28 protein-coding genes are annotated in these 26,011 nt (G+C 59.3%); all 28 read left to right on the top strand.

The window, feature by feature from the left end:
• The first annotated feature begins 8 nt into the window (after positions 1–8).
• The 28 genes from KUF73_RS26485 (at position 9) to KUF73_RS26350 (ending at position 26,005) form a co-directional block, all read left to right on the top strand.
• On the top strand, positions 9–1,595 hold the full coding sequence (locus KUF73_RS26485) for a ParB family protein (protein ID WP_218440934.1): 1,587 nt from the start codon (positions 9–11) through the stop codon (positions 1,593–1,595).
• Positions 1,592–2,140 carry a DUF2857 domain-containing protein gene (locus KUF73_RS26480; protein WP_218440933.1) on the top strand — a complete coding sequence of 183 codons (549 nt, stop codon included), beginning with the start codon at positions 1,592–1,594 and terminating at the stop codon, positions 2,138–2,140. The genes KUF73_RS26485 and KUF73_RS26480 overlap by 4 nt, the downstream gene beginning before the upstream one ends.
• Positions 2,137–3,327 carry an STY4528 family pathogenicity island replication protein gene (locus tag KUF73_RS26475; RefSeq protein WP_218440932.1) on the top strand — a complete coding sequence of 397 codons (1,191 nt, stop codon included), beginning with the start codon at positions 2,137–2,139 and terminating at the stop codon, positions 3,325–3,327. Before KUF73_RS26480 ends, KUF73_RS26475 begins: the two co-directional genes overlap by 4 nt.
• A 223-nt stretch (positions 3,328–3,550) precedes the next feature.
• Positions 3,551–4,306 carry a PFL_4669 family integrating conjugative element protein gene (locus KUF73_RS26470; RefSeq protein WP_218440931.1) on the top strand — a complete coding sequence of 252 codons (756 nt, stop codon included), beginning with the start codon at positions 3,551–3,553 and terminating at the stop codon, positions 4,304–4,306.
• Positions 4,303–4,821, top strand: a complete 519-nt coding sequence (locus KUF73_RS26465; RefSeq protein WP_218440930.1) for a DUF3158 family protein — start codon at positions 4,303–4,305, stop codon at positions 4,819–4,821. Before KUF73_RS26470 ends, KUF73_RS26465 begins: the two co-directional genes overlap by 4 nt.
• Entirely contained in the window at positions 4,818–5,288 is a 471-nt protein-coding gene (locus KUF73_RS26460; RefSeq protein WP_218440929.1) for a single-stranded DNA-binding protein, read from the top strand. Before KUF73_RS26465 ends, KUF73_RS26460 begins: the two co-directional genes overlap by 4 nt.
• A gap of 227 nt (positions 5,289–5,515) precedes the next feature.
• Positions 5,516–7,483 carry a DNA topoisomerase III gene (locus KUF73_RS26455; protein WP_218440928.1) on the top strand — a complete coding sequence of 656 codons (1,968 nt, stop codon included), beginning with the start codon at positions 5,516–5,518 and terminating at the stop codon, positions 7,481–7,483.
• A 906-nt stretch (positions 7,484–8,389) separates the two neighbouring features.
• Complete coding sequence (locus KUF73_RS26450) at positions 8,390–8,971, top strand: STY4534 family ICE replication protein (RefSeq protein ID WP_218440927.1); 582 nt, start codon at positions 8,390–8,392, stop codon at positions 8,969–8,971.
• A 71-nt stretch (positions 8,972–9,042) separates the two neighbouring features.
• Entirely contained in the window at positions 9,043–9,300 is a 258-nt protein-coding gene (locus KUF73_RS26445; RefSeq protein WP_218440926.1) for a hypothetical protein, read from the top strand.
• 100 nt (positions 9,301–9,400) lie between these two features.
• A complete protein-coding gene (gene radC / locus KUF73_RS26440; RefSeq protein WP_218440925.1) occupies positions 9,401–9,895 on the top strand; it encodes a DNA repair protein RadC in 495 nt (164 codons plus the stop codon).
• Between the two features lie 52 nt (positions 9,896–9,947).
• Positions 9,948–10,694, top strand: a complete 747-nt coding sequence (locus KUF73_RS26435) for an ABC transporter substrate-binding protein (protein ID WP_218440924.1) — start codon at positions 9,948–9,950, stop codon at positions 10,692–10,694.
• A gap of 106 nt (positions 10,695–10,800) precedes the next feature.
• Positions 10,801–11,343, top strand: a complete 543-nt coding sequence (locus KUF73_RS26430; protein WP_218440923.1) for a PilL N-terminal domain-containing protein — start codon at positions 10,801–10,803, stop codon at positions 11,341–11,343.
• The gene (locus tag KUF73_RS26425; protein ID WP_218440922.1) at positions 11,340–12,011 is read left to right on the top strand and encodes a chemotaxis protein; all 672 of its coding nucleotides are present in this window, start codon (positions 11,340–11,342) and stop codon (positions 12,009–12,011) included. The genes KUF73_RS26430 and KUF73_RS26425 overlap by 4 nt, the downstream gene beginning before the upstream one ends.
• Positions 12,012–12,021: 10 nt before the next feature.
• A complete protein-coding gene (locus tag KUF73_RS26420) occupies positions 12,022–12,741 on the top strand; it encodes a TIGR03759 family integrating conjugative element protein (RefSeq protein WP_218440921.1) in 720 nt (239 codons plus the stop codon).
• The gene (locus tag KUF73_RS26415; RefSeq protein WP_218440920.1) at positions 12,723–13,271 is read left to right on the top strand and encodes a lytic transglycosylase; all 549 of its coding nucleotides are present in this window, start codon (positions 12,723–12,725) and stop codon (positions 13,269–13,271) included. The genes KUF73_RS26420 and KUF73_RS26415 overlap by 19 nt, the downstream gene beginning before the upstream one ends.
• The gene (locus KUF73_RS26410; protein ID WP_218440919.1) at positions 13,268–13,780 is read left to right on the top strand and encodes an integrating conjugative element protein; all 513 of its coding nucleotides are present in this window, start codon (positions 13,268–13,270) and stop codon (positions 13,778–13,780) included. Before KUF73_RS26415 ends, KUF73_RS26410 begins: the two co-directional genes overlap by 4 nt.
• A gap of 8 nt (positions 13,781–13,788) precedes the next feature.
• The gene (gene traD / locus KUF73_RS26405; protein WP_218440918.1) at positions 13,789–15,894 is read left to right on the top strand and encodes a type IV conjugative transfer system coupling protein TraD; all 2,106 of its coding nucleotides are present in this window, start codon (positions 13,789–13,791) and stop codon (positions 15,892–15,894) included.
• A 90-nt stretch (positions 15,895–15,984) separates the two neighbouring features.
• Positions 15,985–16,716 carry a TIGR03747 family integrating conjugative element membrane protein gene (locus KUF73_RS26400; RefSeq protein WP_218440917.1) on the top strand — a complete coding sequence of 244 codons (732 nt, stop codon included), beginning with the start codon at positions 15,985–15,987 and terminating at the stop codon, positions 16,714–16,716.
• A 138-nt stretch (positions 16,717–16,854) separates the two neighbouring features.
• Positions 16,855–17,835, top strand: coding sequence for an integrase domain-containing protein (locus KUF73_RS26395; protein ID WP_218440916.1), 981 nt, complete (start codon positions 16,855–16,857; stop codon positions 17,833–17,835).
• A gap of 705 nt (positions 17,836–18,540) precedes the next feature.
• The gene (locus KUF73_RS26390) at positions 18,541–18,873 is read left to right on the top strand and encodes an RAQPRD family integrative conjugative element protein (protein WP_218440915.1); all 333 of its coding nucleotides are present in this window, start codon (positions 18,541–18,543) and stop codon (positions 18,871–18,873) included.
• Positions 18,870–19,109, top strand: coding sequence for a TIGR03758 family integrating conjugative element protein (locus KUF73_RS26385; protein WP_218440914.1), 240 nt, complete (start codon positions 18,870–18,872; stop codon positions 19,107–19,109). The genes KUF73_RS26390 and KUF73_RS26385 overlap by 4 nt, the downstream gene beginning before the upstream one ends.
• A gap of 17 nt (positions 19,110–19,126) precedes the next feature.
• Positions 19,127–19,498: a TIGR03745 family integrating conjugative element membrane protein gene (locus tag KUF73_RS26380; protein WP_003174125.1), complete on the top strand. Its 372-nt coding sequence runs from the start codon at positions 19,127–19,129 to the stop codon at positions 19,496–19,498.
• Positions 19,499–19,505: 7 nt separating this feature from the next.
• Positions 19,506–19,919 (top strand): TIGR03750 family conjugal transfer protein, encoded by a 414-nt coding sequence (locus tag KUF73_RS26375; RefSeq protein WP_218440913.1) that lies wholly within the window; start codon positions 19,506–19,508, stop codon positions 19,917–19,919.
• Positions 19,916–20,557, top strand: coding sequence for a PFL_4703 family integrating conjugative element protein (locus KUF73_RS26370; protein ID WP_218440912.1), 642 nt, complete (start codon positions 19,916–19,918; stop codon positions 20,555–20,557). The genes KUF73_RS26375 and KUF73_RS26370 overlap by 4 nt, the downstream gene beginning before the upstream one ends.
• A complete protein-coding gene (locus KUF73_RS26365) occupies positions 20,554–21,366 on the top strand; it encodes a TIGR03749 family integrating conjugative element protein (RefSeq protein ID WP_218440911.1) in 813 nt (270 codons plus the stop codon). Before KUF73_RS26370 ends, KUF73_RS26365 begins: the two co-directional genes overlap by 4 nt.
• The gene (locus KUF73_RS26360; RefSeq protein ID WP_218440910.1) at positions 21,356–22,873 is read left to right on the top strand and encodes a TIGR03752 family integrating conjugative element protein; all 1,518 of its coding nucleotides are present in this window, start codon (positions 21,356–21,358) and stop codon (positions 22,871–22,873) included. The genes KUF73_RS26365 and KUF73_RS26360 overlap by 11 nt, the downstream gene beginning before the upstream one ends.
• Positions 22,836–23,252 (top strand): TIGR03751 family conjugal transfer lipoprotein, encoded by a 417-nt coding sequence (locus KUF73_RS26355; RefSeq protein ID WP_218440909.1) that lies wholly within the window; start codon positions 22,836–22,838, stop codon positions 23,250–23,252. Before KUF73_RS26360 ends, KUF73_RS26355 begins: the two co-directional genes overlap by 38 nt.
• Positions 23,252–26,005: a conjugative transfer ATPase gene (locus KUF73_RS26350; RefSeq protein ID WP_218440908.1), complete on the top strand. Its 2,754-nt coding sequence runs from the start codon at positions 23,252–23,254 to the stop codon at positions 26,003–26,005. Before KUF73_RS26355 ends, KUF73_RS26350 begins: the two co-directional genes overlap by 1 nt.
• The last annotated feature ends 6 nt before the right edge of the window (positions 26,006–26,011 follow it).

Here is a 26,011-nt window from a genome sequence, read left to right as displayed (position 1 = left end):
TTGTTCCGATGAAGAAGCTCAGTCAGGGGCAGATCACCGACAAGCTGCACCAGGACCACTTCCCTCGAGGGCCGGAACAGGAGCGGCTGTCCGATCCACTTACTGACACGCCTATGTTGGTCACGCTGGAGGAGCTGCGGCCCTACGAACACAACCCGCGCTTCATCCGTAATCCGCTATACGACGATATCAAGGCTTCGATCCGTGAACGCGGGCTGGATCAACCGCCACCGATTACCCGACGGCCGGGTGAAACCTATTTCATCATCCGCAACGGCGGTAATACGCGCTTGGCGATTCTCGGCGAACTGTGGCAGGAAACTCGCGACGAGCGCTTCTTTCGCATTCATTGCCTGTTCCGACCTTGGAGCAATGAAATCACCGCCCTACTCGGCCATCTGGCTGAAAGCGATCTGCACGGCCAACTCACGTTCATCGAACGGGCTCTGGCGGTAGCCAAACTCAAAACCATGCTCGAAGCAGAGGGAGCTGTGCTCTCACAACGGGAACTGGCACGACGTCTTGCCGCTGGAGGCTATCCGATTTCGCAGCCGCACATCAGCCGGATGCTCGACACTCTCGAACACTTACTGCCCGCCATTCCACAAACCCTGTATGCCGGATTGGGTAAGCCCCAGATCGAACGCCTGATCGGCCTACGCAGCCAGGCAGAACGAACCTGGAACCGCTATCCAACCGCCGCCGTTGCGTTCGCCGATTTCTGGCTCGAGACCCTGGGCTACTTCGATGCAGAACCCGAGTCCTTCGATCTTGAGCAAATCCAGGATGAACTGCTCGAACGCATGAGCCGCTTGCTCGGACAGTCCTACCGTATGTTGGCTCTGGAGCTGAGCGATACCCAACGGGTCATCTCGACGCCTGGCGTTGCCCTCACAGCGCCCTCGGAAAATATCCATCTGCCGAGCAGTGATGAAGCCTCGGCAGGACCTCCCTCCTCCGCGCCCCATCCCAAATCAACTGAGACTAGGCCCCAGACCGAACCAACGCGAGAGGAACTGCTCACACCGCCAGAAACGAATGTCGCATCGGCGGTCAGTCCTCCGTCACGCGTTCAACAGATTCGTGAACAGATCGATCGCGAGACCGCCACCGACTCAGCATATTCGGTCGACACCTATGCGATCGACGACATCTGGACAATCGCACCAGCACTGGATAGCCCCGAACAACTGCGCTTAGCCATCGCCGGACTGGCGCGGGAAATGGCAAATTATGCGGGTCATCCCGAGAGCATCGTCGATCAGCAGCTTGGCTTGGGTTTCGCCCTGAACATCGAGCGAGTTGATCTTGCAGTGCCTCGCGCGACCGGCGTTCACCTACTGCTCCTGGCCCTGCTGCGCGCTCAAGACGAGGTCAACTGGGAAGATCGTAAGCAACTGCCCTCGGCGCTGTTCGGCCAGTTGTTGTTGGGGATCTATCAACTTCCGCTCACAGATCGTCCCGCCGTGGATGTGGGACTGGAGCGATTGCCCGACAGTCTGCTCATCAAACTGTATCGGCTGATCCGCCTGGCCCGTCGCCTGATCGACCTAACGCTTCCCCCTCAAAATGAGTCACCGAAGGAACTGCCATGAACCTGTCCTTCAATGTGCTCAACCAGGCCATGCTGACCCAGGTGCTGCATGAGCTGCGCCTGGGTAATCTACAACGCTGCAAGGCACTCGGACTGAGTGAGGACGACATCTACTTGTTGCAATCCTTACCGCCCACCACGCTGTCGCGGCTGGCACATGCCACCGTGTCTTGGGTCGAGGTCAAGATCGACTCGCCGGTGCTGCATCGGTTGATCGAGCAAGCCGAACGCGACGAACAGAACGAGCGATTGATCAACCGCGCGCTCAAGCTAGGCGCCAGCAGCACCATCATGTATCAATACTTCGGCTTGGCGCATTCGGAAACCGCCCTGCGTCGACGTCTGCTCAAGATAGAAACCCGTAAGGGTCGTCCTCAGCATTTGAGTGAAGCGCAGGAACACGCGCTCTGGCAGCGATGGTGCCAACTGCGCGCTCAAGACAGTACCGGGGATCAGCTCGACGCCATGATGATGCTGGCCGAAGAGCAACAGATCAGCTTGACCATCGTTTGGCAGCAGATTGACCAGTACAGCAACAACACATGAACACTGCCCCGTCCAGTCGCTGGCAACGTGTCCTGCAGCAATGCACCCAGCAGCTGAGTGAACGCTGGCCCGCACGCCCCACCACTGAACAACCCTCCAACCAGGCGCTGCAGGCTGGCTTTTTGTTCAGTGGCCAATCTCACGAAGTCGTGCCACGTCGGCTGCTGTTGGATAGTCGGCTGACGCCATTGGAACGCAATGCCTGGCAGGTGTTTCGACTCATGCTGCACGGCCAGGGCGTGGTCACACCGCGCTATGAGGATTTGCAGCCTTACCTGTCTAGCGTGCCCTACGGTGCGTCAGCCTCCCGTGAAACCATTGCTCGGGTGTTGACGATGCTCAGGCTCACTCGCTGGCTCAGCTTGGTGAGTCGCGGACGCGATCAGCTCAGCGGACGCCTTCAAGGTTCTCTGTACGTTCTGCACGATGAGCCGTTAACCTCCGCCGAAGCCATGGAACTGGATCAGGATTACCTGGCGCTGGTCGGACATGCCCTCGGTCATGCGACCAAGGCGGTGCGTATTGTCGCGCAGCACATTGTGGAAGAAATCCGCCAGGACACGAATATCGATCAGGGTCGACTACCGACACGGCTCGACAGTTGGGGCGAACACTGGATGCAGCAAGGATTGGATCCGACAACCGACTCCGCGGTGCACGATTCCGAACGGGGGGAAGATGCCCTCGTTCGGAATCGTGCAGGCCCTCGTTCGGATTCCGAACCGAGTCTGAACGCCAGTGTTTCCGGCACCGTTCGGAATCCGAACGCCGCCTGTACTGTATTAAAAGAAAGTATTTGTACAGTACCGCGCGCGACCCCAGCGGTGGATAACCTGCACTGGCCCGCTGCGCTGCACCTGAGCCCAAGCGAGCGTCAGGCCGTCGCCGTGGCGCTGAACAAGCTCAAACCAGCGGATCGGCAGGCGGTGCTCAACGAAGCGGGGGCACGCTGTGCGGCCGGTGGAATCCGCAAGCCAGCGGCGTATCTGATGGGTCTGATCCAGCGTGCGCTGAACGGCGAATTTCATCCTTGGGCAGGTCAGGCCGAACCGTCACCCATTGCAGAACCGCCTGCACCAACCCCCTCGCGCCCCATTCGAAAACAGGGCGAACCCGCCTCCGCCCTCGCCCAAGCGTGCCTGAATGAGCTGCGCCAACTGCGTGGCAAACGCGGTGGACGTCAGTAGATTTGATGCCAGTGGCATCAAATCCATGGAGTTCCAATCTACGAACACATCGGACCAAACTATGAAACTTTTAGGGAAAAGCCGGGACATCTCCTCCTATGAACGTAGACGTCAGTAGTTAGCCCTCTTAAACCAAACCGAACAGACCGCATTCAGCTTTTTGGCTGTCCTTGACCCTCATCTGTCGCAACGTTCCCGTCCAAGCGAATGCGAGGACAACACCGTGGCCGATCACTATCAACTCAATCTGGGTTCATTGCGCAGCAGCATCACCTTGACCCTGCACACCCACCACGCCGCCCGTATCTGGCAAGGTCGGGCCGCACGTGAAGGCGTCCACTCGATCATGGGCATGGCCGGCTACATCAGCGTCACCAACCTGATCAAACAAACCGCGGCCCAGGACGATCCCTATGCCGACTGGGCCATCGTGCAACTCGAAGAAAAACTGATGCAGGCCAAGGCTGGGATGCTGGAACTGACCCAACAGCTGGACCGAATCAGACAGGACCTGCCGACACAGATCGACATGGGCGACAACCTCAACATCCACCCCGTCACCTTGCCGTTGTACATCGGCAGCCAGCTGGGTTTTCTGGCGGTCTACCTGCTGACCGACTACGACACCCTGGTGCGTCGTACCTTATTGGCCCATCACACCGCCTTGATCGGCCGCGTCGACATGGAAGCCTGGATCGATGATGGCGCCCATCTGCTGCGCAGCCTATTCGGCCAGGCCCAGCGCTATCGGCATGCCGGCGTCACACGCGATGACATGGCGGCGAACAACGCCCGTGCCATTGCGGCCATCGAGAAGATGGGTTTGCCCCCGATGGACATCCTGGAGGGTCATCGCCGCTCCCAGTTCGCGCCGCCAATCACTCGCCGTGGTGCGGTGGCAGCGGATGACGCCGACGCGTTGGCAGAGGACGCGGGAGCGTCGTCTGCGACAGTGAATGAGCCGGAGGACGAAGCATGAATCCGATGATCCCGGCTCAACCAATGCCCTTCGAAGCGTTAACACCGGATGCCTATCGACAGCTCGAACACGCAGCCTCCCTAAAAGGCCTTTTAAAACCTTTTAAGGGTAAGGGGGAGTTGGAGCACCTGGCGCAGGTAGCGAGGGAAATCGAGGCGCAGTTATGTCGCCTGATGGAGGCTGTGGTGCAGCAAGCCGGACAGCCCCCTTACTCGCTGCTGGACATTCGTTTAGTGCTGCAGAACACCAGCGCAGGCAGCACCTTTTTGCGTTGGCGCACCCGTGACTTCGCCCGTATGGGCGTAGCGGTCTGGGAACGCCAGGTCTGCAACAATGCCCTGCCGCAGGCCGTACGCGAGAGATTGCACCGTTTCGAATGCGAGCGCATTGCACTGAACCTGCAGATGAGCGTGGTGCATTCACTCTACCGCCAGGCCTCGACCTGCGCGATCAACATGGCCAGTGCCGAACGGCTGCTGCGCCAGTTCACACCCGCAGTGGAGGTATCACGATGAGTACTTTTTTCGTCGGCGAAGGCAATATCGGCAGTGCGCCAGAGTTCCAGGAGTTCGCCTCAGGTAATGACGAGCCACGGCGCTTGCTGCGGCTGAATGTGTACTTCGACAACCCCGTGCCACGCGAGGGCAGCTATGAAGATCGAGGCGGCTATTGGGCGCCAGTTGAGCTCTGGCACCGCGAGGCTGAACACTGGAGCACGCTGTACCAAAAAGGTATGCGTGTGTTGGTCGAAGGCCGCACAGTGCGCGATGAGTGGGAGGACAGCGAAGACAATGCGCGGGTGACCTTCAAGATCGAGGCCCGTCGAGTCGGCATCCTGCCTCATCGCGTGCAAAACGTGGTCATGCGGGAACGCCCCAGTGAACCGGCGTCATCTGCGTCACCCTCCGGGCAAAATACAGAGCAGGTCAGTTTACGTGCGTCGAAACCCAAGAAACGCCGAGGGCCGCCACCGTCGGACTGACGGGCATCAGGCATAAAAATTGCGCCTTTGCGCGAAGTTGCTGGCCCGTTACTACGCGCTGCTCGTGATGACCCACACTGTCGTCCAGGCTGCGACGGGGGTAGTAATCTCGTCCTCTTCAAGGCTGCCCTCGCCGACTAATATGAGGAACCTGCCATTCAGGTTTCTCATATCTCGCCACCGCTGTTTTCAACAACGCTGCTCCGAACTCAATCCGGAGCAGTTCTATGCGCCTCTTCCTCTGCGAAAAACCTTCCCAAGGTCGAGACATTGCCAAAGTACTCGGAGCCAGCCGGCGTGGTGATGGTTGCCTGATCGGCACAGAGACAACCGTCACCTGGTGTATCGGCCACCTGCTGGAGACAGCACCGCCTAAAGCCTATGGCAAGCAATTCAAGAGTTGGTCGTTGGATGATCTACCGATCATTCCCGTGCAGTGGCAGGTCGAGGTCAAACCCAAGACCGCGGCACAATTCAAAGTCATCAAGCGTCTGCTCAGTGAAGCCACCACCGTCGTCATCGCAACCGACGCCGACCGCGAAGGTGAAATGATTGCCCGCGAGTTACTGGAGCTCTGCAAGTATCGAGGCCCTGTTCAGCGCCTCTGGTTGTCCGCACTCAACGACGCGTCGATTCGCAAAGCCCTGTCCTCGCTGAAGTCTGGTCAGGAGACCTTCCCGCTCTACCACTCAGCCCTCGCCCGCAGCCGCGCCGACTGGCTGATCGGCATGAACCTGAGCCGTTTGTTTACCCTTCTTGGTCGGCGGGCAGGCTACGACGGCATTTTGTCAGTGGGGCGCGTCCAGACACCCACCTTACGTCTGGTGGTCGATCGGGATCGTGCGATTGCCGGCTTCGTCCCGGTGCCTTACTGGAACGTTGAAGTGCACCTATCGTCGATGGGCCAGCGATTCATCGCGTCGTGGTTACCGCCATGCTCAGGACGGGACGAGTCGGGGCGTTGCCTGCAACAGGCGCTTGCCCATCACGCGGTCCAAACAATCACCGACGAGAAGTCCGCCACGGTACTCTCGTTGCAGACTGAGCATTTCCGAGAACCGCCGCCCCTGCCCTTCGACCTGAGCACGTTGCAGGAAGTCTGCTCGCGTAAGCTGGGGCTCGGCGTCCAGGAAACCCTGAACATCGCCCAAGCCCTGTATGAAACCCACAAAGCCACCACCTACCCGCGCAGCGATTGCCACTATTTGCCAGAGAGTATGTTCAACGAGGCGCCCGCGGTACTCGATGCCCTGCTCAAAACGGATCCTGAACTCAGACCTGCATTCGGGAGCCTCGATCAATCATTGCGCTCCCGCGTATGGAACGATGCCAAGGTCACCGCACACCACGGCATCATTCCCACCACCGAGCCGGCAAACCTGGTGCGGATGTCCGAACAAGAACGCCATGTCTACGAACTGATCCGTAGCCACTACCTAGCGCAGTTTCTTCCGCATCATGAGTTTGATCGTACCCAGGTCGAACTGGAGTGTGGCGAAGAACGATTGACCGCTGTGGGCAAACTGATCTTGGTCCAGGGCTGGAAAAGCTTGCTCTCCGAAAACACCGAGGAGGATGAGCCCAGTCACAAATCCCAAGTCTTACCCGTCTTGCAACAGGGCACGCAGTGCGCAGTGGACGATGTCGAACTCAAATCCATGCGTACTGCCGCTCCCAAACCTCTCACCGAGGGTGATCTGATCAAGGCGATGAAAAACGTCGCCAAGCTGGTCAACGACCCACGCCTGAAACAGAAACTTCGGGACACCACCGGTATCGGTACTGAAGCCACGCGAGCCGGCATTATCAAAGGGTTGATTGATCGCGGTTATTTGCTGAAGAAAAAACGCACTTTGATGGCCTCCGCCGCGGCCCATACCCTGATCGAGGCGGTACCGGCAGCAGTCGCAGATCCGGGTATGACCGCAATCTGGGAACAGGCGCTGGACGAAATCGAAGCGGGACGCCTGACCCTGGATGAGTTCGTTGCCAAGCAGGCGAACTGGATTGCGCAGTTGGTCGCACACTGCCGCTCGCTCACTTTGGCAATAGCGGTCGAAACGAGCCCGGGCTGCCCCATGTGCAACGCCTCGATGTTCAGACGAAAGGGTAAATCAGGACCGTTCTGGTCATGCTCCCGCTATCCGGATTGCAAGGGCACTGTGTCAATAAGTAAAGATACGCGTCGCTCATAATGTGCCATGAGCCGATCATCATGAGAACGGTGAGTTCTCTGCCTTGACGTCGTCCCACCCTCTCTGCTGTAGTGCCTCAGGATCATCGCCAACGGCGACCCAAGACCGATTTGCTCCGGGTAGCTCGGTCGGACTCCTAGAGTTCGGAGCCTTCTCTTCTGCGGAATTTAATTCCCGTTTTATGCTCGACCTGATCACGGTGGCGGATGACCACTGTTGCCTCTACCCGGCAATAGCGGTCATCCGCTTCGGCGATCGTATTCAGTCCCGGAGCCCACCGGGGAAACACGGGGCACCCTTTGTGCGCGGATGCGTGCCAGCAGCTTCCGACCCAGGCCACGACAAGGGTCGGTTGGCGAATCATTGCGCAGTTCAACCAAGTGTTGCGAGGCGCTTGTCGACTGCGTGAGACCGTCAAAGGTGGTTTTTCTCTTCCTCGCCTGGCACCCCGCCAGGCCCACTCTTCATTTTTTCCCTTTTCTTAATTCCAGAGACTTCCACCGTATTCCGGCCTTAAAAAATCGGGTTGCAGCGTCTTGACGCTCCCCTGTGACAGGCTTATACAAAGGACGTAGGTCGCTGTCGTTGACAGCCCAGCCCAGGTAGCCAGAACCTTCAAGGCTACGCCACGTTCGTGGTGGTTTACCCAAGTGCGATCAGCGTTCGGAAGCTTGCACGATTACCGTTTCAGCGGTGATGAATGCCCACTACCCCATGCCTGCGGATCACCACCGCAGACGCTCCTCTGCTGCACTGCTATTCCCCCAGACGCATCGTTCTGATCGTCATCGGCTTGCCGGTGGCGAGTCGTTCATTGCTCGCCTTCACCTTACCCACCCTGACGGGGGCTCACTTCCCCGCCAAGGACTGTGCGTCGCCGTTTTCCCTTGAAACAGGAGAACCACCATGGCCCACGCCAACCAATCCCAAGAAGCGACCACTTACTTCAACCTGCACACCGTCGGCATCGGCTACCTCAACCGAGTTCGTGAAGTACAAGTCCGCCGCGGTCAGCCGTTCATGGCCTGCGATATCGCAGCCCTGCACGGTGCCAGCGATGCGGTGGAGTACACCCGCTTCGACTGCAAAGTCGCTGGGGGTGAAGCTGAACGCTTGATTCGTCTCTATATGGACGCCGTCAACGCCGAGAAAAAGGTGTTGCTGTCGTTCCGTATCGGCGACCTGTGGATCGACCCGTTTCTCTACGAAAAAGGCGATAAACAAGGTCAGCCAGGCGCCAGCCTGAAAGGTCGTTTGCTGTTCATTGACTGGATCAAGGTCAACGGCACGTTCGAATACAAAGCGCCCGCCAGGCAGGAAGCAACAGCACCTGCTGAGTCAGCGCCAAACAGTGAGCCATCCCCACCATCGGCTGATACCGAAGCTGAGGAGACCGAAAACCCAACAGAGGCTCGGGTCGAACCTGAAACTCCACCCACTCCCCGCACGGCCCGCCGTGAGGCCACCCGTACCGTTCAGTCCGCCTGAACAGTCCACGATGTTCCTCATCAAGGCGCTCCATCGAGCGCCTTTTCTTCAATCCGCACAGGAGAACCAACGTGGAATCCTTCTGGCTTTGCGACGACTGCCTGTTCGCTGCGGCTTACGAGGACTACAGCGCGTTATCGCTGTATCACTCGGAGGATGAAATTGAAAAACGCATCGCCGGCATCCATCGAGGACTGGTTCGGTTAATGCCCATCAGTGCCGACTTCGATCCCGAAACTGGCTGGGGAGTAAAAACTTTTTCCCCATTGCCCTGCGACGGCTGTGGTTCGCCCCTACACGGTCAACGCCACCGATTCACCCGGCTGTAAACAGCGCGTCATCGGCTAATACCCGCGACTCTATATCCACCTCGGGGACACCACTCCCCTCGGGCGTGTACCCCTGATTGTTCCCTTCGGAGGTACCACCATGAGCACCCAACTCACACTGATTGAGACCTCGGATTTCGAGGCTGATCGCATTGTCCAAGAAAACCAGCTGATCGACGAAGCGCTGCATATTCTGGATCGTCGGCTGTTCGCCCGCGGCCCTATCCTGACGTCGCCTGACGCCGTGGCCTCGTACCTAAAACTGCACCTTGTGCAACAAGAGCATGAAGTCTTCGGTGTGATATTTCTCGATGCCAAACACCGGGTGTTGGCGTTCGAAGTCCTGTTTCACGGCAGCATTGATGGCGCCAGCGTTTACCCCCGCCAAGTCGTTAAGCGCTCCTTAGCACATAACGCTGCAGCCGCCATTTTTGTTCACAACCACCCCTCAGGTTGTACGGAACCCAGCCAGGCGGATCGCGTCTTGACCGCACGGTTGAAAGAGGCCTTGGCCTTGATCGAAGTGCGCGTACTGGATCACTTCATCGTGGGCGAAGGTCGTCCGCTCTCCCTTGCCGAATACGGTTGGCTTTAACCCTCACAGGCGCCTACAGGCGCCGTGTTCATTTTCATTCTGGAGAACCCTCATGAACCCCGCCCCCCAAGCCCCAGCCCTGCTAACAGCCTCAAACCCATTTGCTCGCGGTTACGACAACCTTCGTATCGAACGGCTGCTACTGATCACCTACGAAAACGACTGCCCTCCCTGCTTTCGACCCGTGCATGATGCACAAGCCCATCTGCCCGACGATGAGCTGCAACTGTTCCCCTGCCTGTTCAATGACGATTTCGCCTTGATCAGCGAAGGCCAATCCATTCCGGATGAGTTGGATGAACGCTGTCAGTCCACCGGACTGGTGCGCCAAGTGATCTACGCCGTGATGAGCGAAATGCTCAACGAGCTGCATCACCTCGGTGACCTGTACTCTCTGGAAGAGGCACAAGCCATGGTCCATCGCTTGAGCTTCGAAACGGGACACTACAGTCGAGCCTGGGAAATCAGTACCGCGCACCTCACTGAAGAAGCATTGCGCTACTTGGAACGCCGGGCTGGCAATTTCGACTCCAGACCAACCGGTCTGCTGTTCGAACCCTTTGCCCTGACGGACTGCAATGGCGTCGGGTGCAAACTGATCGGCACGCCATGGACCGACGATAACCTGGTGAAGATTGAGGGCAGCCCTTACTCATCGCTGAGGCAAGAGCAACTCGATGCCGGCACGCCGGAAGCCTTGGTCAACGTACTGTATTTGGCGGCATTGGCGGATGTGCGATTGTTGATCTTCGACCCCGACGCTGCCGTCTTGGATGGGCTCGCCATTTTCGATGAATAGCAACGTGTTCAGCGTTAACACGACCCACCTTGAATCAACTTTCTCACTGAATCGCTCCTTCACCTCATGTCAGGTTCTGCACTGAATCTGACATGAGGTTTCTTCCATGGAGCGTTTTTTCACGCCTGTCTGCCTGCTGGGTTTGTTGAGCGCCTGCACCGCGCAAATCCCCAACCCTTTGCCGACCAATCCAGAGATCGACAGTGGCTCCAATCGGGCCCAGCACTCGAGGGGCATAGCCGAAGAAAGCCATCCGGCAGAGCTTCGTTATGGCCGCTACACGCTGGTCAGCACCGAGCCCACCACGGAACAAAGCGATCTTCTTGCCCAAATCATTGAAGTGAACATCCCGTCTAGCCTGAACCCCTCGGTGCAGGATGCGTTGCAGTACGTGCTGCTGCGCTCTGGTTATGCGCTTTGCCCAGTTACTGCGTCGGTGAAGGTGCTGTTTACCCGGCCTCTGCCTGCAGCCCATTACCGGCTTGGTCCAATCCCTTTGCACAGCGCGCTACAAGTGCTGGCTGGCCCCGCCTGGCAACTCACGACCGATGAAGTCAGCCGTTCGGTCTGCTTCGAACAGCAGAAAACGGATGCCGGTGTCGCGCTGATCGCAACCGTCTTGCCCCATCAATTGGAGGCGCGGCCATGAAAGCCTCAACGTTTCAAACCCTCATTGTCGGCTTACTTTGCCTGGCGGTCGCCGGGCTGAGCGGTGGTTTGTATAACCAGTACCAGCGCATGGCAGAACTGCAGAGCACGGACACGCAATACCGACAAACCCTGGACACCCTGCAACATGATTCAAGCGCCCTCAAGGACGCCCAGGAGAAGCTGCAGTACGCGCTGAAAGACCTGAAGCAGATGGTCGATACTGGTGAGCAACAGGCCAATACCCTCGATCCGATGCTGGATCAGTGGGCGCAAGAAATACAGGAGCTGCGCGATGGTCTGGCAGCCCGCGCCACCGTGGCAGATCTGACAGCGCTGCGCGCACGCCTTGAACAGGTCGAGCAGCAGCTCCTGGACCTCAGGACAAAGCCATACCCTCCACCGCCGACGCCTTCTGCGACCAAACCGAAAAAGACCGCTCGCCCCAAACCCACCCCGCTCTCGCCACCGTTCTCGGTGTTGAGTGTCGAGTCCCGCGGGGGTGAGCGCTTTCTGGCGGTCGCACCTCATGACAGTCGCTCTCTCACGGATGTCCGGCTGCTACATAGCGGTGAGCAGCAAGGGGCTTGGCGCCTGAAAATATTGGAGCCGAACTCAGCCATCTTCGCGGTGGCCGCTCAGCCAGATCAGACCGTGCTCCTCCATTGAGAAAGTGATCATGAACAGAGCGCTACTGCCCACCGTTGTCTGTCTCGCTTCGTTACTGGCCATGGGCGCTGCGATGGGCAACCCCGTCACGACACAGTCACGGACCCAGGACACGCAGTCTGCTCCGCTGGGGCGCTCTGACTCTGAACAGGCGGCGAGCTGGGGGCTGACGGAGCAGGAATGGACGCACTTCGAACAGATCCAAACAGGCCCGCGCGGTTTCTGGAGCCCGAACCTCGATCCGTTGACCGCACTCGGGGTTGAGGCGCAGACCGACCAAGAACGCCAGCGCTATGCCGAATTACAGGTAGCACTGGAAGCCAAACGCGCCGAGCGTGAATTGGCCTACCAAAACGCTTACACCGCGGCCTGGACCAAGCTGTTTCCCGGGCTGCTGCCGATCCAAGGCATGGCATCTTCGTCCCCTACCAGCTCATCGGTCGCGCCGCGCCCAGCCCTGTTTGTGGAGGACCACTGCCCTGCATGCACCGCTGAAGCACAACGTTTGCAAAACAGTGACACAACGTTCGATATCTACCTGGTGGGCAGCCAAGGCGAGGATGAACGCGTCCGTAGCTGGGCTCGGCAAGCGGACATCGATCCGGCCAAGGTTCAACGCCGGCAGATCACCCTGAACCATGACCGTGGTCGCTGGTTCAGCCTGGGTGCTCCGGGGCCATTGCCCGCCACATTTCAACAGGTGAACGGACAATGGCAACGCCTCGACTGAGTGGTATTGCGCTCATGCTGACGGTGCTCGCCGTCCAGGCTGACGAACTTCCGCCTCCGGCCTATCAACTGGCGGCGCATGACGCCGGCATCCCTTCTACGGTGCTGTTCGCGATTGCGCTGCAGGAGAGTGGTATCCGCGTCCGTGGCCGACTGCTGCCCTGGCCGTGGACCTTGAACATCGCCGGAACACCCTACCGCTTCGCCACTCGCCAGGCCGCCTGTCACGCCTTGCTTCAGGCGCTTGCCCAACATGACGCCAAGCGGGTCGATGCCGGACTGGGGCAAACCAACCTGGGCTACCACGGACAACGTTTTTCCAGCCCCTGTGAAGCCCTCGACCCCGACCGAAATCTCGCCGTCACCGCCGCGCTGCTACAGGAGCATCACGCCGCCACCGGTGATTGGATGTCAGCGGCCGGACGCTATCACCGCCCGGCAGGAGGAACTCCGGCGGCGCGTTACCGCGCCGGCTTTTCCCGACAACTCGAACGACTGCTGGTTTCCTTCGAACAAGGCACACCACCATGAAGCGAATATCCCTTACCTGTTTCATCCTGCTCTTGGCACCTTTCGCCCACCCGGAACTGACCGTAGCCGGGGATCAGCCTAGCGACTTCACCCAACCCGATTTTCCAGCCATGGGCGTGCCGATAAATAACAGAGTTCAGGCTGATCGGCCCGTGCATGCGGACCTGTCCACCTTTGCCGATGTGGCCTGGATACTGCCGATTAGTAGTTCCCGGTTGAGCCCAGGCCCGGTCAAGCCTCGCTCTCTGAAAATGCCCGGCCTGCAACCCTTCTTTCTGGTGGGCGGCGATCCCCAGTCGCTGACTTGGCTGCGTCAACGCGCGGCTGAACTGCAGGAACTGGGTGCAGCCGGCCTGGCCGTCGAAGTGGCCGATAATGAAGTCCTGGCCCGGATTCGAGCAGCCGCTCCGGGCATCACCATCCTGCCGGTCAACGGTAACGACATCGCCACCCGCCTGCAGATTGAGCACTACCCCGTCTTGATCACCGCCACCTCATTGGAACAGTGAGTCAGGTCATGGCCGAGCATGCGATGGAATCCAAGCTCCGGCCAGCGGTGGAGCTGTACACGGTAGCGATCTGCGTCGCTGCCGCAGTGTTGTGCGTGTACTCCCCCTGGGCTGTGGCGCTATCACCCGAGATCGGGCTGGTTGCGGCGCTGGCCTATGCCCTGTTCGGCCTTATCCGGCTGAGACAAGCCTGGGAGGTGCTTCGTTATCGACGCAATATCCGTCGGCTGCCCCGCTACGATCTGACCAGTCGGCAGATTCCGGTCAGCCGCAAGCGTCTGTTCATGGGCCGCGGCTTTCGCTGGACCCGCCTGCACACCCAGCGCTTGGTCGAAGCCCAGGATCCGGCGGTCGCCCACTATGTCGACCAACCGACCTGTTACCGCTTGGCCCGTGGACTCGAACGCCGCCTGGAACATGCACCGTTTCCGCTCTCTACATTGGCGCGTGTCACCGCCTGGGACAGTGCCTTCAATCCGTTGCGCCCTTTGCCCCCAGTCGGTGGCTCGCCGCTGTTGCATGGGGTCGAGCCCGACGAAACGGAAGTCAGTCTGCCGCTGGGCGAACGGGTCGGACATACCCTGGTGCTGGGCACGACCCGTGTTGGCAAGACCCGGCTCGCCGAGGTTTACATCACTCAGGACATTCACCGCGTCGAACATGAGGTGGTGATCGTCTTCGATCCGAAGGGCGATGCCGACCTGCTCAAACGGATGTACGTTGAAGCCAAGCGGGCCGGTCGGGATAAGGAGTTTTATGTTTTCCATCTGGGCTGGCCGGAGATCTCCGCTCGATACAATGCAGTGGGACGCTTCGGGCGTATCTCGGAAGTGGCGTCACGCATCGCCGGGCAGCTCAGCGGCGAAGGTAACTCCGCGGCCTTTCGCGAGTTTGCCTGGCGTTTCGTCAACATCATCGCCCGCGCCCTGATCGAGTTGGGCCGACGTCCGGACTACCTGCAGATCCAACGGCATGTGGTCAACATCGACGCACTGTTCATCGAATACGCCCAGCAGTTTTTCGCCAAGACCGATCAGAAAGCATGGGAAGTGATCGTCCAGCTTGAAGGCAAGCTCACCGAGAAGAACATCCCCCGGCATATGGTGGGACGCGAAAAACGTGTGGTGGCCATCGAGCAGTACCTGGCGGTGAAGCGGGTATTTGATCCGGTACTGGACGGACTGCGTTCGGCGGTACGCTACGACCGTACTTACTTCGACAAAATCGTTGCCTCGCTGCTACCGCTGCTGGAGAAACTCACCACCGGTAAGACCGCCCAACTGCTGGCCCCAAACTACACCGACCTAGATGACCCGCGACCAATCTTCGACTGGATGCAGATCATCCGAAAACGCGGCATCGTCTACGTCGGTCTGGATGCACTGACCGACGCCGAGGTGGCCGCCGCTGTGGGCAACTCCATGTTCGCCGACTTGGTCTCGGTCGCCGGACACATCTACAAACACGGCATCGACCATGGCCTGCCCCAATCGGGTAACAACAGTGACAAGTTGCCGATCAACCTCCACGCCGATGAGTTCAACGAGTTGATGGGCGATGAGTTCATCCCGCTGATCAACAAGGGCGGTGGTGCCGGTATTCAGGTGACGGCCTACACCCAGACCCTCAGCGATATCGAAGCGCGAATCGGCAACCGCGCCAAGGCCGGCCAGGTAATCGGTAACTTCAACACCTTGCAGATGCTGCGGGTACGAGAGACCGCTACTGCTGAACTGCTCACCCAGCAGTTGCCCAAGGTTAACGTGCTGACCAAGACCCTGGTCTCCGGCGCCACCGACACCTCCGACCCTGAGGCCAACACAGACTTCACTTCGTCTTCCCAAGACCGCGTTAGCAGTACCAGCGTGCCGTTGATCGAGCCAGCGCATATCGTCAGTCTGCCCAAGGGGCAAATGTTCTCCTTCCAGACCGGTGGGCAGCTCTGGAAAGTCCGCATGCCTTTACCTAAACCCTCCAACGACGACGCCATGCCCAAGGACCTGCAGGAACTCACTCAACGGATGCGGGCGGCCTACAACGCGCAGGCGGGGCAGTGGTGGAGCGCAAGCGGCGGCGGCCCAACTACCAACTTCAATCTGGATCAGGTGGGGTAGCCCTACCCCACCACAGATTTCGATTCAGCAGAAAACGATCCAGAAGACGTAGTGCCCACATCAACGCTGCAACGCGCAATGGAGTGAACGATGGCGACTTCCGCCCAGAACACGCCGCCACAACCGATCCAGCGCCCTGGGTTGATCATCTCGACGATCAGCTTGGTCCTGCGCATCATCGGATTGCTGATGGCCTCGTTGTTGTTCTCGATCCTCATCGAGTTCGTCGGACTACTACTGTTCTGGGGCGATCAGGGTTGGCGACACAGCCAGGCCATGTTGAATAGCGAATTGGGATGGCTCAGCGAGCACTTCAAAGTTTCACTCATCATCCACCAGCCTGGGCGAACGATTGTCCAGTTGCTGGACGTCCTCAACCAATGGTTGTTGGTCGAGACAGGTTTTGCGGACTTTGCACAGCAGGCGCGGGTGTCGAGCCAGGGCAAGGGTTTCTGGGGCTGGATCAATCAACTGTATGTGAGTATTGAGGACTTTGTGCTGGCGGCGGTGTATGTCAGCTTCACCTTTGTGGTGCGCCTGACCATTTTGGCCTTGGCGACTCCCCTGTTTCTGCTGGCCATGTTCACCGGTTTCATCGATGGCCTAATGCGCCGCGACCTGCGTAAGTTTGGAGCCGGGCGAGAAAGCAGTTTTGTCTATCACCGCGCCAAGCGCGCAGTGATACCACTGCTGATCGTGCCCTGGATGCTTTACCTGTCTCTGCCCTTTTCGCTCAATCCCATGGTTGTTTTTGTGCCTTGCGCCGTGATGCTCGGGGTGGCCATGGCCATCACAGCAGCGACATTCAAAAAATATCTCTGAGTGCGACACGAATGCTTATCTGCGGAAGTGTTCAGGAGGCCAGCTAATGAGATTCCCAAGCTCCCGGTTGTAAGGAACCGCCTGTCCCGCGTTAGTGGACAACCCTCACAGGTGTTTGGCTTCGAGAGGAGTTTGATCATGGCATTGGTTGGTAGAAGAGACGGGCGCAATTTTGGCTATGGCCGACAACTGAGTTATGCCGGACCGAAAGCATTGCGTGATTTTTTTGGCGGCGGACATTACGCCACGGTCAAGGCGCACAGTGATCGCTGGCAGGCGTTTGTCCGCTGGTGTCGTTCGGAGGATGGGCCCGGATTTAACAATGCGCGACAGATAGATCGGCAGACCTTGCTGGACTACGCAGAGCATCTGCGCCAACAAGTTGAACAAGGCGCTATCGGCATCGCTACTGCGCAAAACCGGTTGTCCAGCGTGAACCGGACTATGGTGGCGCTTCGCGGCGATCAGTCTGTGAAGGTGCCGAGTCCGAGTATGGCATTGGGAATGCAGCGCACCAGTGTTCGTCGCTCGGTGCCGCAAGGCCAAGACCACGAACAGGTAAAGCGGATCGTCGACGTGCTCTGCGAACACCAAATGCCGCGCGCGGCGGCTATCGTTCAGTTGGCGCGAGCCACCGGCATGCGCTTGCGCGAGGCCATTTTGGCCGATCTACCGCGCCTAAAACATGAGACCGAACACTGCGGCAAAATCAACATCCGAGACGGCATCCAAGGTGGCCGTTCACGTGCGTCGGTGCTTCGTTGGATCACGGTAAATGATCCTATTCATGACGCGCTGAAATTTGCCGAACAGGTTTCGCCCAACGGTAGCCGCAACCTGCTTGCACCGAACGAAAGCTATGTCGATTTACAACGGCAAATCGTTCGTCCCGCACGAGAGATCCTCCATTCGCACAACCTCAAAGGCTTCCACGAACTTCGGGTCGCCTATGCGTGCGAACGCTATGAGCAGATCACTCATCATCTCGCTCCCATCAACGGTGGCCGTTGCTACCAACTCGACCGACGCCTAGATCAGGATGCCCGAGTGCAAATCAGCTACGAGTTGGGGCTCGGCCGTATCGACCTGTTATCGACTTACATTGGTAGTCGAACATGAGCAAGCCATTGGATATGGAGCTGTTCCTAGTGCTCGCGAACGTAGTCCGGCATGATCGGACCAGTAGGTACGTGTGAACTGTGCTGGTGGATCTTTGGGACTGGCATGCTCTCTTCTTCTGGACCACTATATGTGGTGTCGATCGCAAGTCAGCTCCGTGGCAATCACGCCAAAGACTCTTTTTGCGGAACCAGTTCGCTTACAGCGCCGTTAGCCTCTTATGTTCGTCAGAGATAGCCATATCACTTCCATACCAACTCTTGTGGTGTTCGATGCAGGCGGTTTTGCTATCAAAAATCTACTTACTACCCGTCAGGATAAAAGGAATCCGTAACCGTCCAGCGAGCGGCACAAAGGCGTTATCTTGGCCATTATTCAGCATGTGCCCGGCGCACTTCACGTCCGTTTTTTGTGACAGACAAACGAGTCGGCAGCGAGGATTTCGGCCATCCGTTCTACTCCGAGGCAGCCTTGCTGGGTATTCTTATGGAACGGATACCATCACCAACGAAACTCATCGAGATTGGGATTTCCCTAGAGCCTCAACCACTCTCTCCACCCAAGATCGAAGGACCACATTAGCTGTAATGTAAACATTCCCTGTCCTTTCCAAGAAAAAAAAGCGATTCATCAGACCTCAGGTTTCTTACGGAACAATTCGACCTTTGACTTGATTCTGCTCCCAGCTCCATATGGGACAGCATCATGCCGACTACCGTCTTTCGCTGCTTACTACTCTCACTGGCTATCGTTCACGGCAGCAGCTATGCCGCCTCGGCTCATGAGCAGGATCAACTCAGCCTTATCCAGCGGCAACTCGACACCATCGAACGCCTTGCAACGCGAGCTGAGGGAGCCAGCACGGCTGAACCCGGCGATCGCTATCGCTTCGACTATCCCCGCCTGTCTCAGGACATCCAACGTATTCGCCAAGGCGTGCAGGGTTATCTGTCCCCCTCTCGCGCCCAACCGCGCGACCCCTCTGAATTGGTCGGCGAATACCGCCTCGACATTCCGCCTGCGGAGCCTTCGCCATGAGTATGACTGACGCGCAGAGCTCAGCGTTTCAAAACGCCTCCGGCGTCTCGGCACAGAGCAGTTCGACGCTGTGGTTGTCCCTGGTTCTCGTCCTGGCTTTGCTTTGGTGTGCCTGGGTGATGTGGACGGCTTACCGGGGTTGGGCGAACGGTAGTGTGCGCTTTGGAGCCTTCGGCGGCAGCGCCGCGCGTGTGCTGCTCACCTTGCTGGTTTTGATGTTCTTCACCCTGTCCTAACACTGGAGATCGCCGTCATGCTCAAGTGCCTTGTCCCCCTGAAAAACAACCTGCGGGATCGTGCCAGTCAACGTCTAATCGGGTTGTTGTTGGTGCTCGGTCCAAGCTTGGCTTTCGCCGAGCTCCCCACCATGGAGGCTCCTTCACGTGGTGAAGGTTCCGGGTTGATCGAGACGATCAAAAACTACGCCTACGACGGCGGCATCCTGCTCGGTCTGCTGATCGCCCTGCTCGCTTTTCTCGGTGTGGCTTGGCATTCCCTAACTGTCTATGCCGACGTGCAGAACCAGCGCAAGACCTGGAAGGACTTGGGTGCTGTGGTCGGCATCGGGGCCCTGCTAGTGGTGATCATCATCTGGTTCCTGACCAAGGCTGCCGCAATTTTGTGAGGTCGGCATGAACGACACTATTGAACGCCTTGCCGACGGCACCTTGATCTTTCTACCAGAGCGACTCAATCGTGATCCTGCCGTATTACGCGGTTTGACCAACGATGAGATGTGGGTGGCGCTCGGTGCCGGCGCACTCGTCGGCCTGGTGCTGGGTGTTCCTCTGGCGATCGCCACCGCCTCCATTGCCGTGGCGCCGACCAGCATGATCGCAAGCATGGCACTGGTGTTATTTGCCGGTGGCACGCTACTGCGTCGAGCCAAACGGGCCCGCCCCGAGACCTGGTTGTACCGCAAGCTCGAATGGGTACTGGCTAGCCGCTGGCGCCTGGGTCGAGGGACTTTGGTCCTGCACTCCGGCGCCTGGACGGTTCGCCGGTCACGTCGACTGCGGCCTGCCCTGTCCCGGTGGCAGCCATGAGCCGTTTTCGGAACAAGGTGGATGCCCAGCAGGCCCACATCTTCAGCCTGCGCCTGGCGGTAGTGATCCTCGCCCTGCTCTGTGCCGGACTCTGGTATGGCTGGCGCTCGGCACCGACCGAGCTGACCGTGCATGTCCCCCCGGATCTGCGCTCGGGCAGCACGCGCAAGTGGTGGGATATCCCCTCAGAGAATGTCTATGCCTTTGCCCTGTACATCTTTGGTCAGCTCAACCGCTGGCCCTCGGATGGCGAACAGGACTATCGCCGCGCCATCTATGGCTTGCAGTCCTACCTGACACCCTCCTGCAAGGCCTTCCTCGATGGCGACTACGAGTACCGCAAGGCAGCCGGCGAACTACGCCAGCGGGTGCGTGGCGTCTACGAAATTCTGGGCCGAGGCTACAGCGAAGATCCGGAACTCCGGGTCAAGCAACTCGACCGCGACAGCTGGCTGGTCAAGCTCGACCTCAACGCCGATGAGTATTACGCCGCCGAACCGGTGAAACGGGTGGTGGTGCGTTATCCATTACGCGTGGTGCGTTTTGATCTGGACCCCGAACGCAATAAGTGGGGGCTGGCACTGGATTGTTATCAGGGCACTCCGCAAAAAATCTCCCTGCCTGGAGGTGAGCCATGAAGCGGATTTCTACCCTGGGACTCACCGTCGCACTGATGCTATGGGGAGCTGCAGCGCAGGCCGTCGAGCTGATGCACTGGGAACGCCTACCCCTCGCGGTCCCACTGGTGATCAATCAGGAGCGGGTGGTCTTTGTCGATGAGGCTGTTCGAGTCGGTGTGCCCTCAACGCTGACGGGCAAGCTGCGTGTGCAATCAACCGGCGGCACGCTGTACCTGCGCGCGTCGGAAGCCATTGCCCCGACCCGACTGCAACTGCAATCGGTCGCAACGGGCGAGATCATCCTGCTGGATATCGCGGCCACGCCTGGTGATCTACCGCTGGAGCCCGTACGTATTCTCAAGAATGCTCAGGTGCAGGCTACCGAGACGGAATCTAGCACCGTCCTTGTTCCAGATCGTACGCCGATCCCAGTCGCCTTGACGCGCTACGCCGCACAGAGCCTGTACGCGCCGCTGCGCACCGTGGAGTCCCTACCCGGTATCCGTCGCGTACCGCTCAAGCTGCGTACCGAACTGCCAACCCTGCTGCCGACCGAAAACGTGTCCAGCACGCCCATCGCCGTCTGGCGACTCGGTGACTACTGGGTGACGGCGGTGAAGTTGCGCAATCGTGGTCCAGAGACGGTACAACTCGATCCGCGTCGGCTTCAGGCCAAGCTATTCGCTGCGACCTTCCAGCATGCGTTCCTCGGACCTGCCGGCAGCGCAGAAGACACCACGATTGCCTACCTTGTCACCCGCGGTGGTGGCCTTGAACAAGCCGTGCTGCTCCCGCCCGTCGCGCGAGGTGCGGACGATGAAAGCTAACGCATTGCTCAAATGGCTAGTACCGGCTGCGCTGCTGGGCGTGGTGCTGATCATCCTGAAAAGCTGGGTCGCGGGCGGCAGCACGCCTTCTCCAGAGCACCCGATTGATCAGGGCAACATTCAGTTATCCGCCGAGCAAGCCAAGTCGCTCGGCATTGCTGGCGATACCCCGCGCGACACGGTCGCCACCCTGGTCGGCCAGGTGAAGGCCATGCGCAGCGACATGCTCGGTCTGAAGAAACATAATGATTCGCTGCAGACGGAGAACAACCGTCTGCGCGAGCGGGAAAACAGTGTCGATTCACGCATCCAGACGGCGCTGGGCAGCGTGACCCAACAGGTCGACGAAGGCCGCCGACAAGCCAACGAGGCCCGACTCAAAGCGGAACAAGACAGTCGTCAGGCTCGCGGTCTGCTGACACAATTGCAGGAACAGTTGTCGGGGCTAACCGGCAAAGGCAAGGATATGCCAATCGGATTGGGGCTTGAGCCCGGCGACGGTGCTCAGTTCGAAGGGCGGCACTCTGCCAATGATGCGACGCAGTGGATTGAACCCTCGGATGCTCCGTCCACCGACGCCCGAGGCAAAACCAAGACCTCCTCCGCACTGAGTCTGCCTACCGCCTTCAACTCGCTGGAGGGTCTGAAAGACAACACTATTGACCGCAGCCAGAAACAATTGCGCGCGGTCACCAAGGGAGAGCGTGAATTGGCCCGATCCGTTGATCGTACCGAAGGTTCGAAGCCGATCTACACCATTCCCGAAAACGCGACATTGATGGGCTCGGTCGCGATGACCGCGCTGATCGGCCGAGTCCCGGTGGACGGCACAGTGAATGATCCCTATCCCTTCAAGGTACTAGTCGGACCGGAGAACCTGACCGCCAACGGCATTGACCTGCCAGACGTCGCGGGGGCCGTGATGAGCGGCACGGCGTCCGGTGACTGGACCCTCTCCTGCGTACGCGGACAGGTCGAGTCAATCACCTTTGTGTTTACCGATGGCACCATCCGTACGGTGCCTCAGCCGAAGGCGGTAGCCAGCCGCAATGCCTCCACCACCCAGAGCTCAAACACCGACAAGATCCGCGGTGGACTCGGTTACCTGTCCGATCCGTATGGCATTCCTTGCATTGCCGGCGAGCGCCGCTCGAACGCTCAGCAATACCTCAGTAGCCAGAGCCTGATCACGGCGGCCGGCGCCGGTGTCGCCGCCTTGCTCGGGGATGAGCAGAACAACAGCAGCGTGATCAGTTCGGGCGGCAGTACACTCGGGGTCACCAGCAGCACGGGCAACAGCGCGCTGAACTCAATCCTCAGTGGTGGGGTCAGCGACATCCGCGAGTGGATCAACAAGCTGTATGGCGAGGCCTTTGCTGCCGTGTACGTGGCACCGGCCGCCCAGGTCGCACTGCACCTCGACCATGAGATCACCATCGACTACGAGCCTAAGGGCCGGAGCGTTCGCCATGAAAAAGACCATGCCTCCCTACCTGACCTGGATTAGCGTGCTCTGCTGGGTCCTAACGGGGTGTTCCACCGACAAGGACACGCTGCTGCCCCATGGCGAGCAAACCATGCTGGACATCTGGAACGGCGCCGGTTCGCAAGGCACTCAGCAGCAACTGCTAAATGCTCGTCAGCAGTTACGCCGCCCGCTGGCTCAGGCAGATTTCTCCGCTTCTCTCCAGGAACCGTATACTCGCACAGCGGCGAACGAGATCCGCAACCTGTTCCCTCGCCTGCCCAATCCCGATTTGGTGCTGTACGTGTATCCGCATCTGAGCGGCACCGAGCAGGCACCGGTCCCGGGTTACTCGACCGTCTTTCCGTTTTACCAACATGTGCAGTACGCATTGCCGGGTGAACGTCAGGAAGACTTGTAGTGCGTACCGGCGATTCGGGGAACCGTACTCCTGCGTGGAAAGCCTGGCGCCACCCAATGCGCCCTCGCGCGACCTTGGCTGATGAAGCCGCACTGTACGCGCACAACCCCAGCTTCACCGATCACTTGCCGTGGGTCGAATACCTCGACACCGAACAGTGTTTTCTATTGGATGACAATCGCTCGGTGGGCGCGGTGTTCGAGTTGCTGCCCATCGGCACCGAAGGGCGAGAACCCGATTGGCTGATGGCGGCCCGCGATGCCCTTGAGGATGCCCTGCAGGATAGTTTTGACGAGCTGGATCAAGCGCCTTGGGTGGCGCAGTTCTTCTGCCAGGACGACAACGACTTCACCCCCTACCTGACCCGGCTCACCAATTACATTCAGGACAGCGCGCGAGGCACGATCTTCACCGAGGCATATTTGGAGCTCAGCCGCCGTCATCTGAAGGCCATTGCCAAGCCCGGTGGTCTGTTTGAGGATAAGGTGGTTACGCGCCTGCCCTGGCGCGGCAATAACCGCCGGGTACGCTTGGTGGTCTATCGCTGGCTTGAGTCTGACGCTGAGGCGGCGGGACTCACCCCGGTGCAATCCCTGCAACAGACTTGCGAACGTATCGCGGCTTCGTTGCAGGCGTGCGGGGTGCACTCAACGCGAGTCGATGGCCGCGGTTTGTATGCTTGGTTACTGCCCTGGTTCAATCCAGCCCCCAGGCTCACCGATGAAGCGCCCGAGAAGTTCTACCGCCGCGTGGCCTATCCGGAGTCGGGCGACGGTGAGTCGCTGGAACTGCCCTTCGATCATGACTTCGCCGAGCGCCTATTTTTCAACGAACCGCGTTCGGATGTGCAGCGCGGACTCTGGTACTTCGATGGTCAGCCCCATCGGCTCATGGTAGTGGACAAGCTGCGCCGGGCGCCCTTGATTGGTCAACTCACCGGAGAAACCCGCAAGGGCGACGCGGTGAATGCCCTGTTCGACCAGTTACCCGAAGGTACGGTGATGAGCCTGACCTTGGTGGTCAAACCGCAGGACGTGCTCGAGGATCAGTTGAACCGCCTGGCGCGCAAAGCCATCGGTGAAAACCTGGCCTCGACCCAGACCCGTCAGGATGTCGAAGAAGCTCGCGCGATCATCGGCCGCCAGCACAAGCTGTACCGCGGCACGCTGGCGTTCTACGTGCGCGGTCAGGATGAACAGCAATTGCACCAGCACTCGGTCAGCCTGGCCAACGCGCTGCTGGGTGCGGGGTTGCAGCCAGTACGTGAAGGCGATGAGGTCGCGGCCTGCAACAGCTACCTGCGTTGGTTGCCGATGGCTTACAACCCGTCCCGTGACTCGCGCAACTGGTACACCCGCCTGATGTTCGCCCAGCACCTGGCGAACCTGGCTCCGGTCTGGGGTCGAAGCACCGGCACAGGTAACCCAGGCATCACCCTGTTCAATCGCGGCGGTTCACCGCTGAGCTTCGACCCGCTGTCACGCTTGGACCGGGCCATGAACGGGCATCTGCTGTTGTTCGGACCGACCGGCGCCGGCAAGTCGGCGACCCTGGTCACCCTGCTGATGCAAGTCACGGCGGTGTACCGCCCTCGCCTGTTTATCGTCGAGGCCGGCAACTCGTTCGGTTTGCAAGGCGACTACTTTTCAACGCAGGGCCTGTCAGTCAACAAAGTCCAATTGAAACCTGGCGCCTCGGTCAGCCTCGCCCCGTTCGCCGATGCTTGGCGCCTAGTCGAGCAGCCGGATCAGGTGGCGAGTCTGTCGATCGATGAGTGGGACGATGAGGTGGTAACCAGTCGCGAAGACCAGCGTGATGTTCTCGGTGAACTGGAAATCACCGCCCGGCTGATGATCACCGGCGGCGAGGCCAAGGAAGAGGCGCGCCTGAGTCGAGCCGATCGCAGCTTGATCCGCGAGTGCATTCTCGATGCGGCGCAGACCTGCGTCACCGCGGGCCGTCAGGTGCTGACCCGCGACGTGCGCGACGCCTTGCTGCGCGTCGCCGCCGACCTGCACTTGCCCGAGAAGCGTCGTGAGCGCGCCCAGGAAATGGGCGAGTCCATCGACCTGTTTTGCCAGGGTTTCGAGGGTGAACTGTTCGATCGCGAGGGCATGCCCTGGCCCGAGAGCGATGTGACCATTGTCGATCTGGCCACCTACGCTCGCGAAGGCTACGAGGCACAGATGTCCATCAGCTACATCAGCCTGATGAACACCGTGAACAACCTCGCCGAACGCGACCAGTACCTGGGGAGGCCGATCATCATGGTCACCGACGAAGGCCATATCATCACCAAAAACCCGCTGCTGGCGCCGTTCGTGGTCAAGGGGACGAAGATGTGGCGCAAGCTCGGCGCTTGGTTCTGGCTGGCCACACAAAACCTTGCCGACTTCCCCACGGCTGCGCAGACCATGCTCAACATGATCGAATGGTGGATTTGTTTGAACATGCCGCCCGCGGAAATCGAAGAAATCGCACGGTTCAAGAAACTCACGCCGGCACAGAAAGCCTTGCTGCTCTCCGCCAGTAAGGAACCGGGTAAATACACTGAGGGCGTCGTGCTATCGAAGAAGCTCGAAACGCTGTTTCGGGCCGTGCCGCCCAGTCTTTATCTCGCCCTGGCCATGACGGAGCCCGAGGAAAAAGCCGAGCGCTGGACACTGATGCAGGAGAACGGCTGCTCAGAACTGGAAGCGGCGTATAGCGTAGCTGAACGGATCGATAGAGCGCGAGGAATAGAGCCGCTATAGGAAAGT

The sequence above is a fragment of the Pseudomonas sp. PD9R genome (genome assembly GCF_019200975.1).
Taxonomy (GTDB): Bacteria; Pseudomonadota; Gammaproteobacteria; order Pseudomonadales; family Pseudomonadaceae; genus Aquipseudomonas.
The sequence above is the reverse complement of the archived record's forward strand: the minus strand, read 5'-3'. Positions and strand labels throughout refer to the sequence as shown.

Coding starts and splice junctions, on each gene's coding strand:
- KUF73_RS26485 (WP_218440934.1), top strand. CDS start 9: ATGAAGAAGCTCAGTCAGGGGCAGATCACCGACAAGCTGCACCAGGAC.
- KUF73_RS26480 (WP_218440933.1), top strand. CDS start 1,592: ATGAACCTGTCCTTCAATGTGCTCAACCAGGCCATGCTGACCCAGGTG.
- KUF73_RS26475 (WP_218440932.1), top strand. CDS start 2,137: ATGAACACTGCCCCGTCCAGTCGCTGGCAACGTGTCCTGCAGCAATGC.
- KUF73_RS26465 (WP_218440930.1), top strand. CDS start 4,303: ATGAATCCGATGATCCCGGCTCAACCAATGCCCTTCGAAGCGTTAACA.
- KUF73_RS26460 (WP_218440929.1), top strand. CDS start 4,818: ATGAGTACTTTTTTCGTCGGCGAAGGCAATATCGGCAGTGCGCCAGAG.
- KUF73_RS26455 (WP_218440928.1), top strand. CDS start 5,516: ATGCGCCTCTTCCTCTGCGAAAAACCTTCCCAAGGTCGAGACATTGCC.
- KUF73_RS26450 (WP_218440927.1), top strand. CDS start 8,390: ATGGCCCACGCCAACCAATCCCAAGAAGCGACCACTTACTTCAACCTG.
- radC (WP_218440925.1), top strand. CDS start 9,401: ATGAGCACCCAACTCACACTGATTGAGACCTCGGATTTCGAGGCTGAT.
- KUF73_RS26435 (WP_218440924.1), top strand. CDS start 9,948: ATGAACCCCGCCCCCCAAGCCCCAGCCCTGCTAACAGCCTCAAACCCA.
- KUF73_RS26430 (WP_218440923.1), top strand. CDS start 10,801: ATGGAGCGTTTTTTCACGCCTGTCTGCCTGCTGGGTTTGTTGAGCGCC.
- KUF73_RS26425 (WP_218440922.1), top strand. CDS start 11,340: ATGAAAGCCTCAACGTTTCAAACCCTCATTGTCGGCTTACTTTGCCTG.
- KUF73_RS26420 (WP_218440921.1), top strand. CDS start 12,022: ATGAACAGAGCGCTACTGCCCACCGTTGTCTGTCTCGCTTCGTTACTG.
- KUF73_RS26415 (WP_218440920.1), top strand. CDS start 12,723: ATGGCAACGCCTCGACTGAGTGGTATTGCGCTCATGCTGACGGTGCTC.
- KUF73_RS26410 (WP_218440919.1), top strand. CDS start 13,268: ATGAAGCGAATATCCCTTACCTGTTTCATCCTGCTCTTGGCACCTTTC.
- traD (WP_218440918.1), top strand. CDS start 13,789: ATGGCCGAGCATGCGATGGAATCCAAGCTCCGGCCAGCGGTGGAGCTG.
- KUF73_RS26400 (WP_218440917.1), top strand. CDS start 15,985: ATGGCGACTTCCGCCCAGAACACGCCGCCACAACCGATCCAGCGCCCT.
- KUF73_RS26395 (WP_218440916.1), top strand. CDS start 16,855: ATGGCATTGGTTGGTAGAAGAGACGGGCGCAATTTTGGCTATGGCCGA.
- KUF73_RS26390 (WP_218440915.1), top strand. CDS start 18,541: ATGCCGACTACCGTCTTTCGCTGCTTACTACTCTCACTGGCTATCGTT.
- KUF73_RS26385 (WP_218440914.1), top strand. CDS start 18,870: ATGAGTATGACTGACGCGCAGAGCTCAGCGTTTCAAAACGCCTCCGGC.
- KUF73_RS26380 (WP_003174125.1), top strand. CDS start 19,127: ATGCTCAAGTGCCTTGTCCCCCTGAAAAACAACCTGCGGGATCGTGCC.
- KUF73_RS26375 (WP_218440913.1), top strand. CDS start 19,506: ATGAACGACACTATTGAACGCCTTGCCGACGGCACCTTGATCTTTCTA.
- KUF73_RS26370 (WP_218440912.1), top strand. CDS start 19,916: ATGAGCCGTTTTCGGAACAAGGTGGATGCCCAGCAGGCCCACATCTTC.
- KUF73_RS26365 (WP_218440911.1), top strand. CDS start 20,554: ATGAAGCGGATTTCTACCCTGGGACTCACCGTCGCACTGATGCTATGG.
- KUF73_RS26360 (WP_218440910.1), top strand. CDS start 21,356: ATGAAAGCTAACGCATTGCTCAAATGGCTAGTACCGGCTGCGCTGCTG.
- KUF73_RS26355 (WP_218440909.1), top strand. CDS start 22,836: ATGAAAAAGACCATGCCTCCCTACCTGACCTGGATTAGCGTGCTCTGC.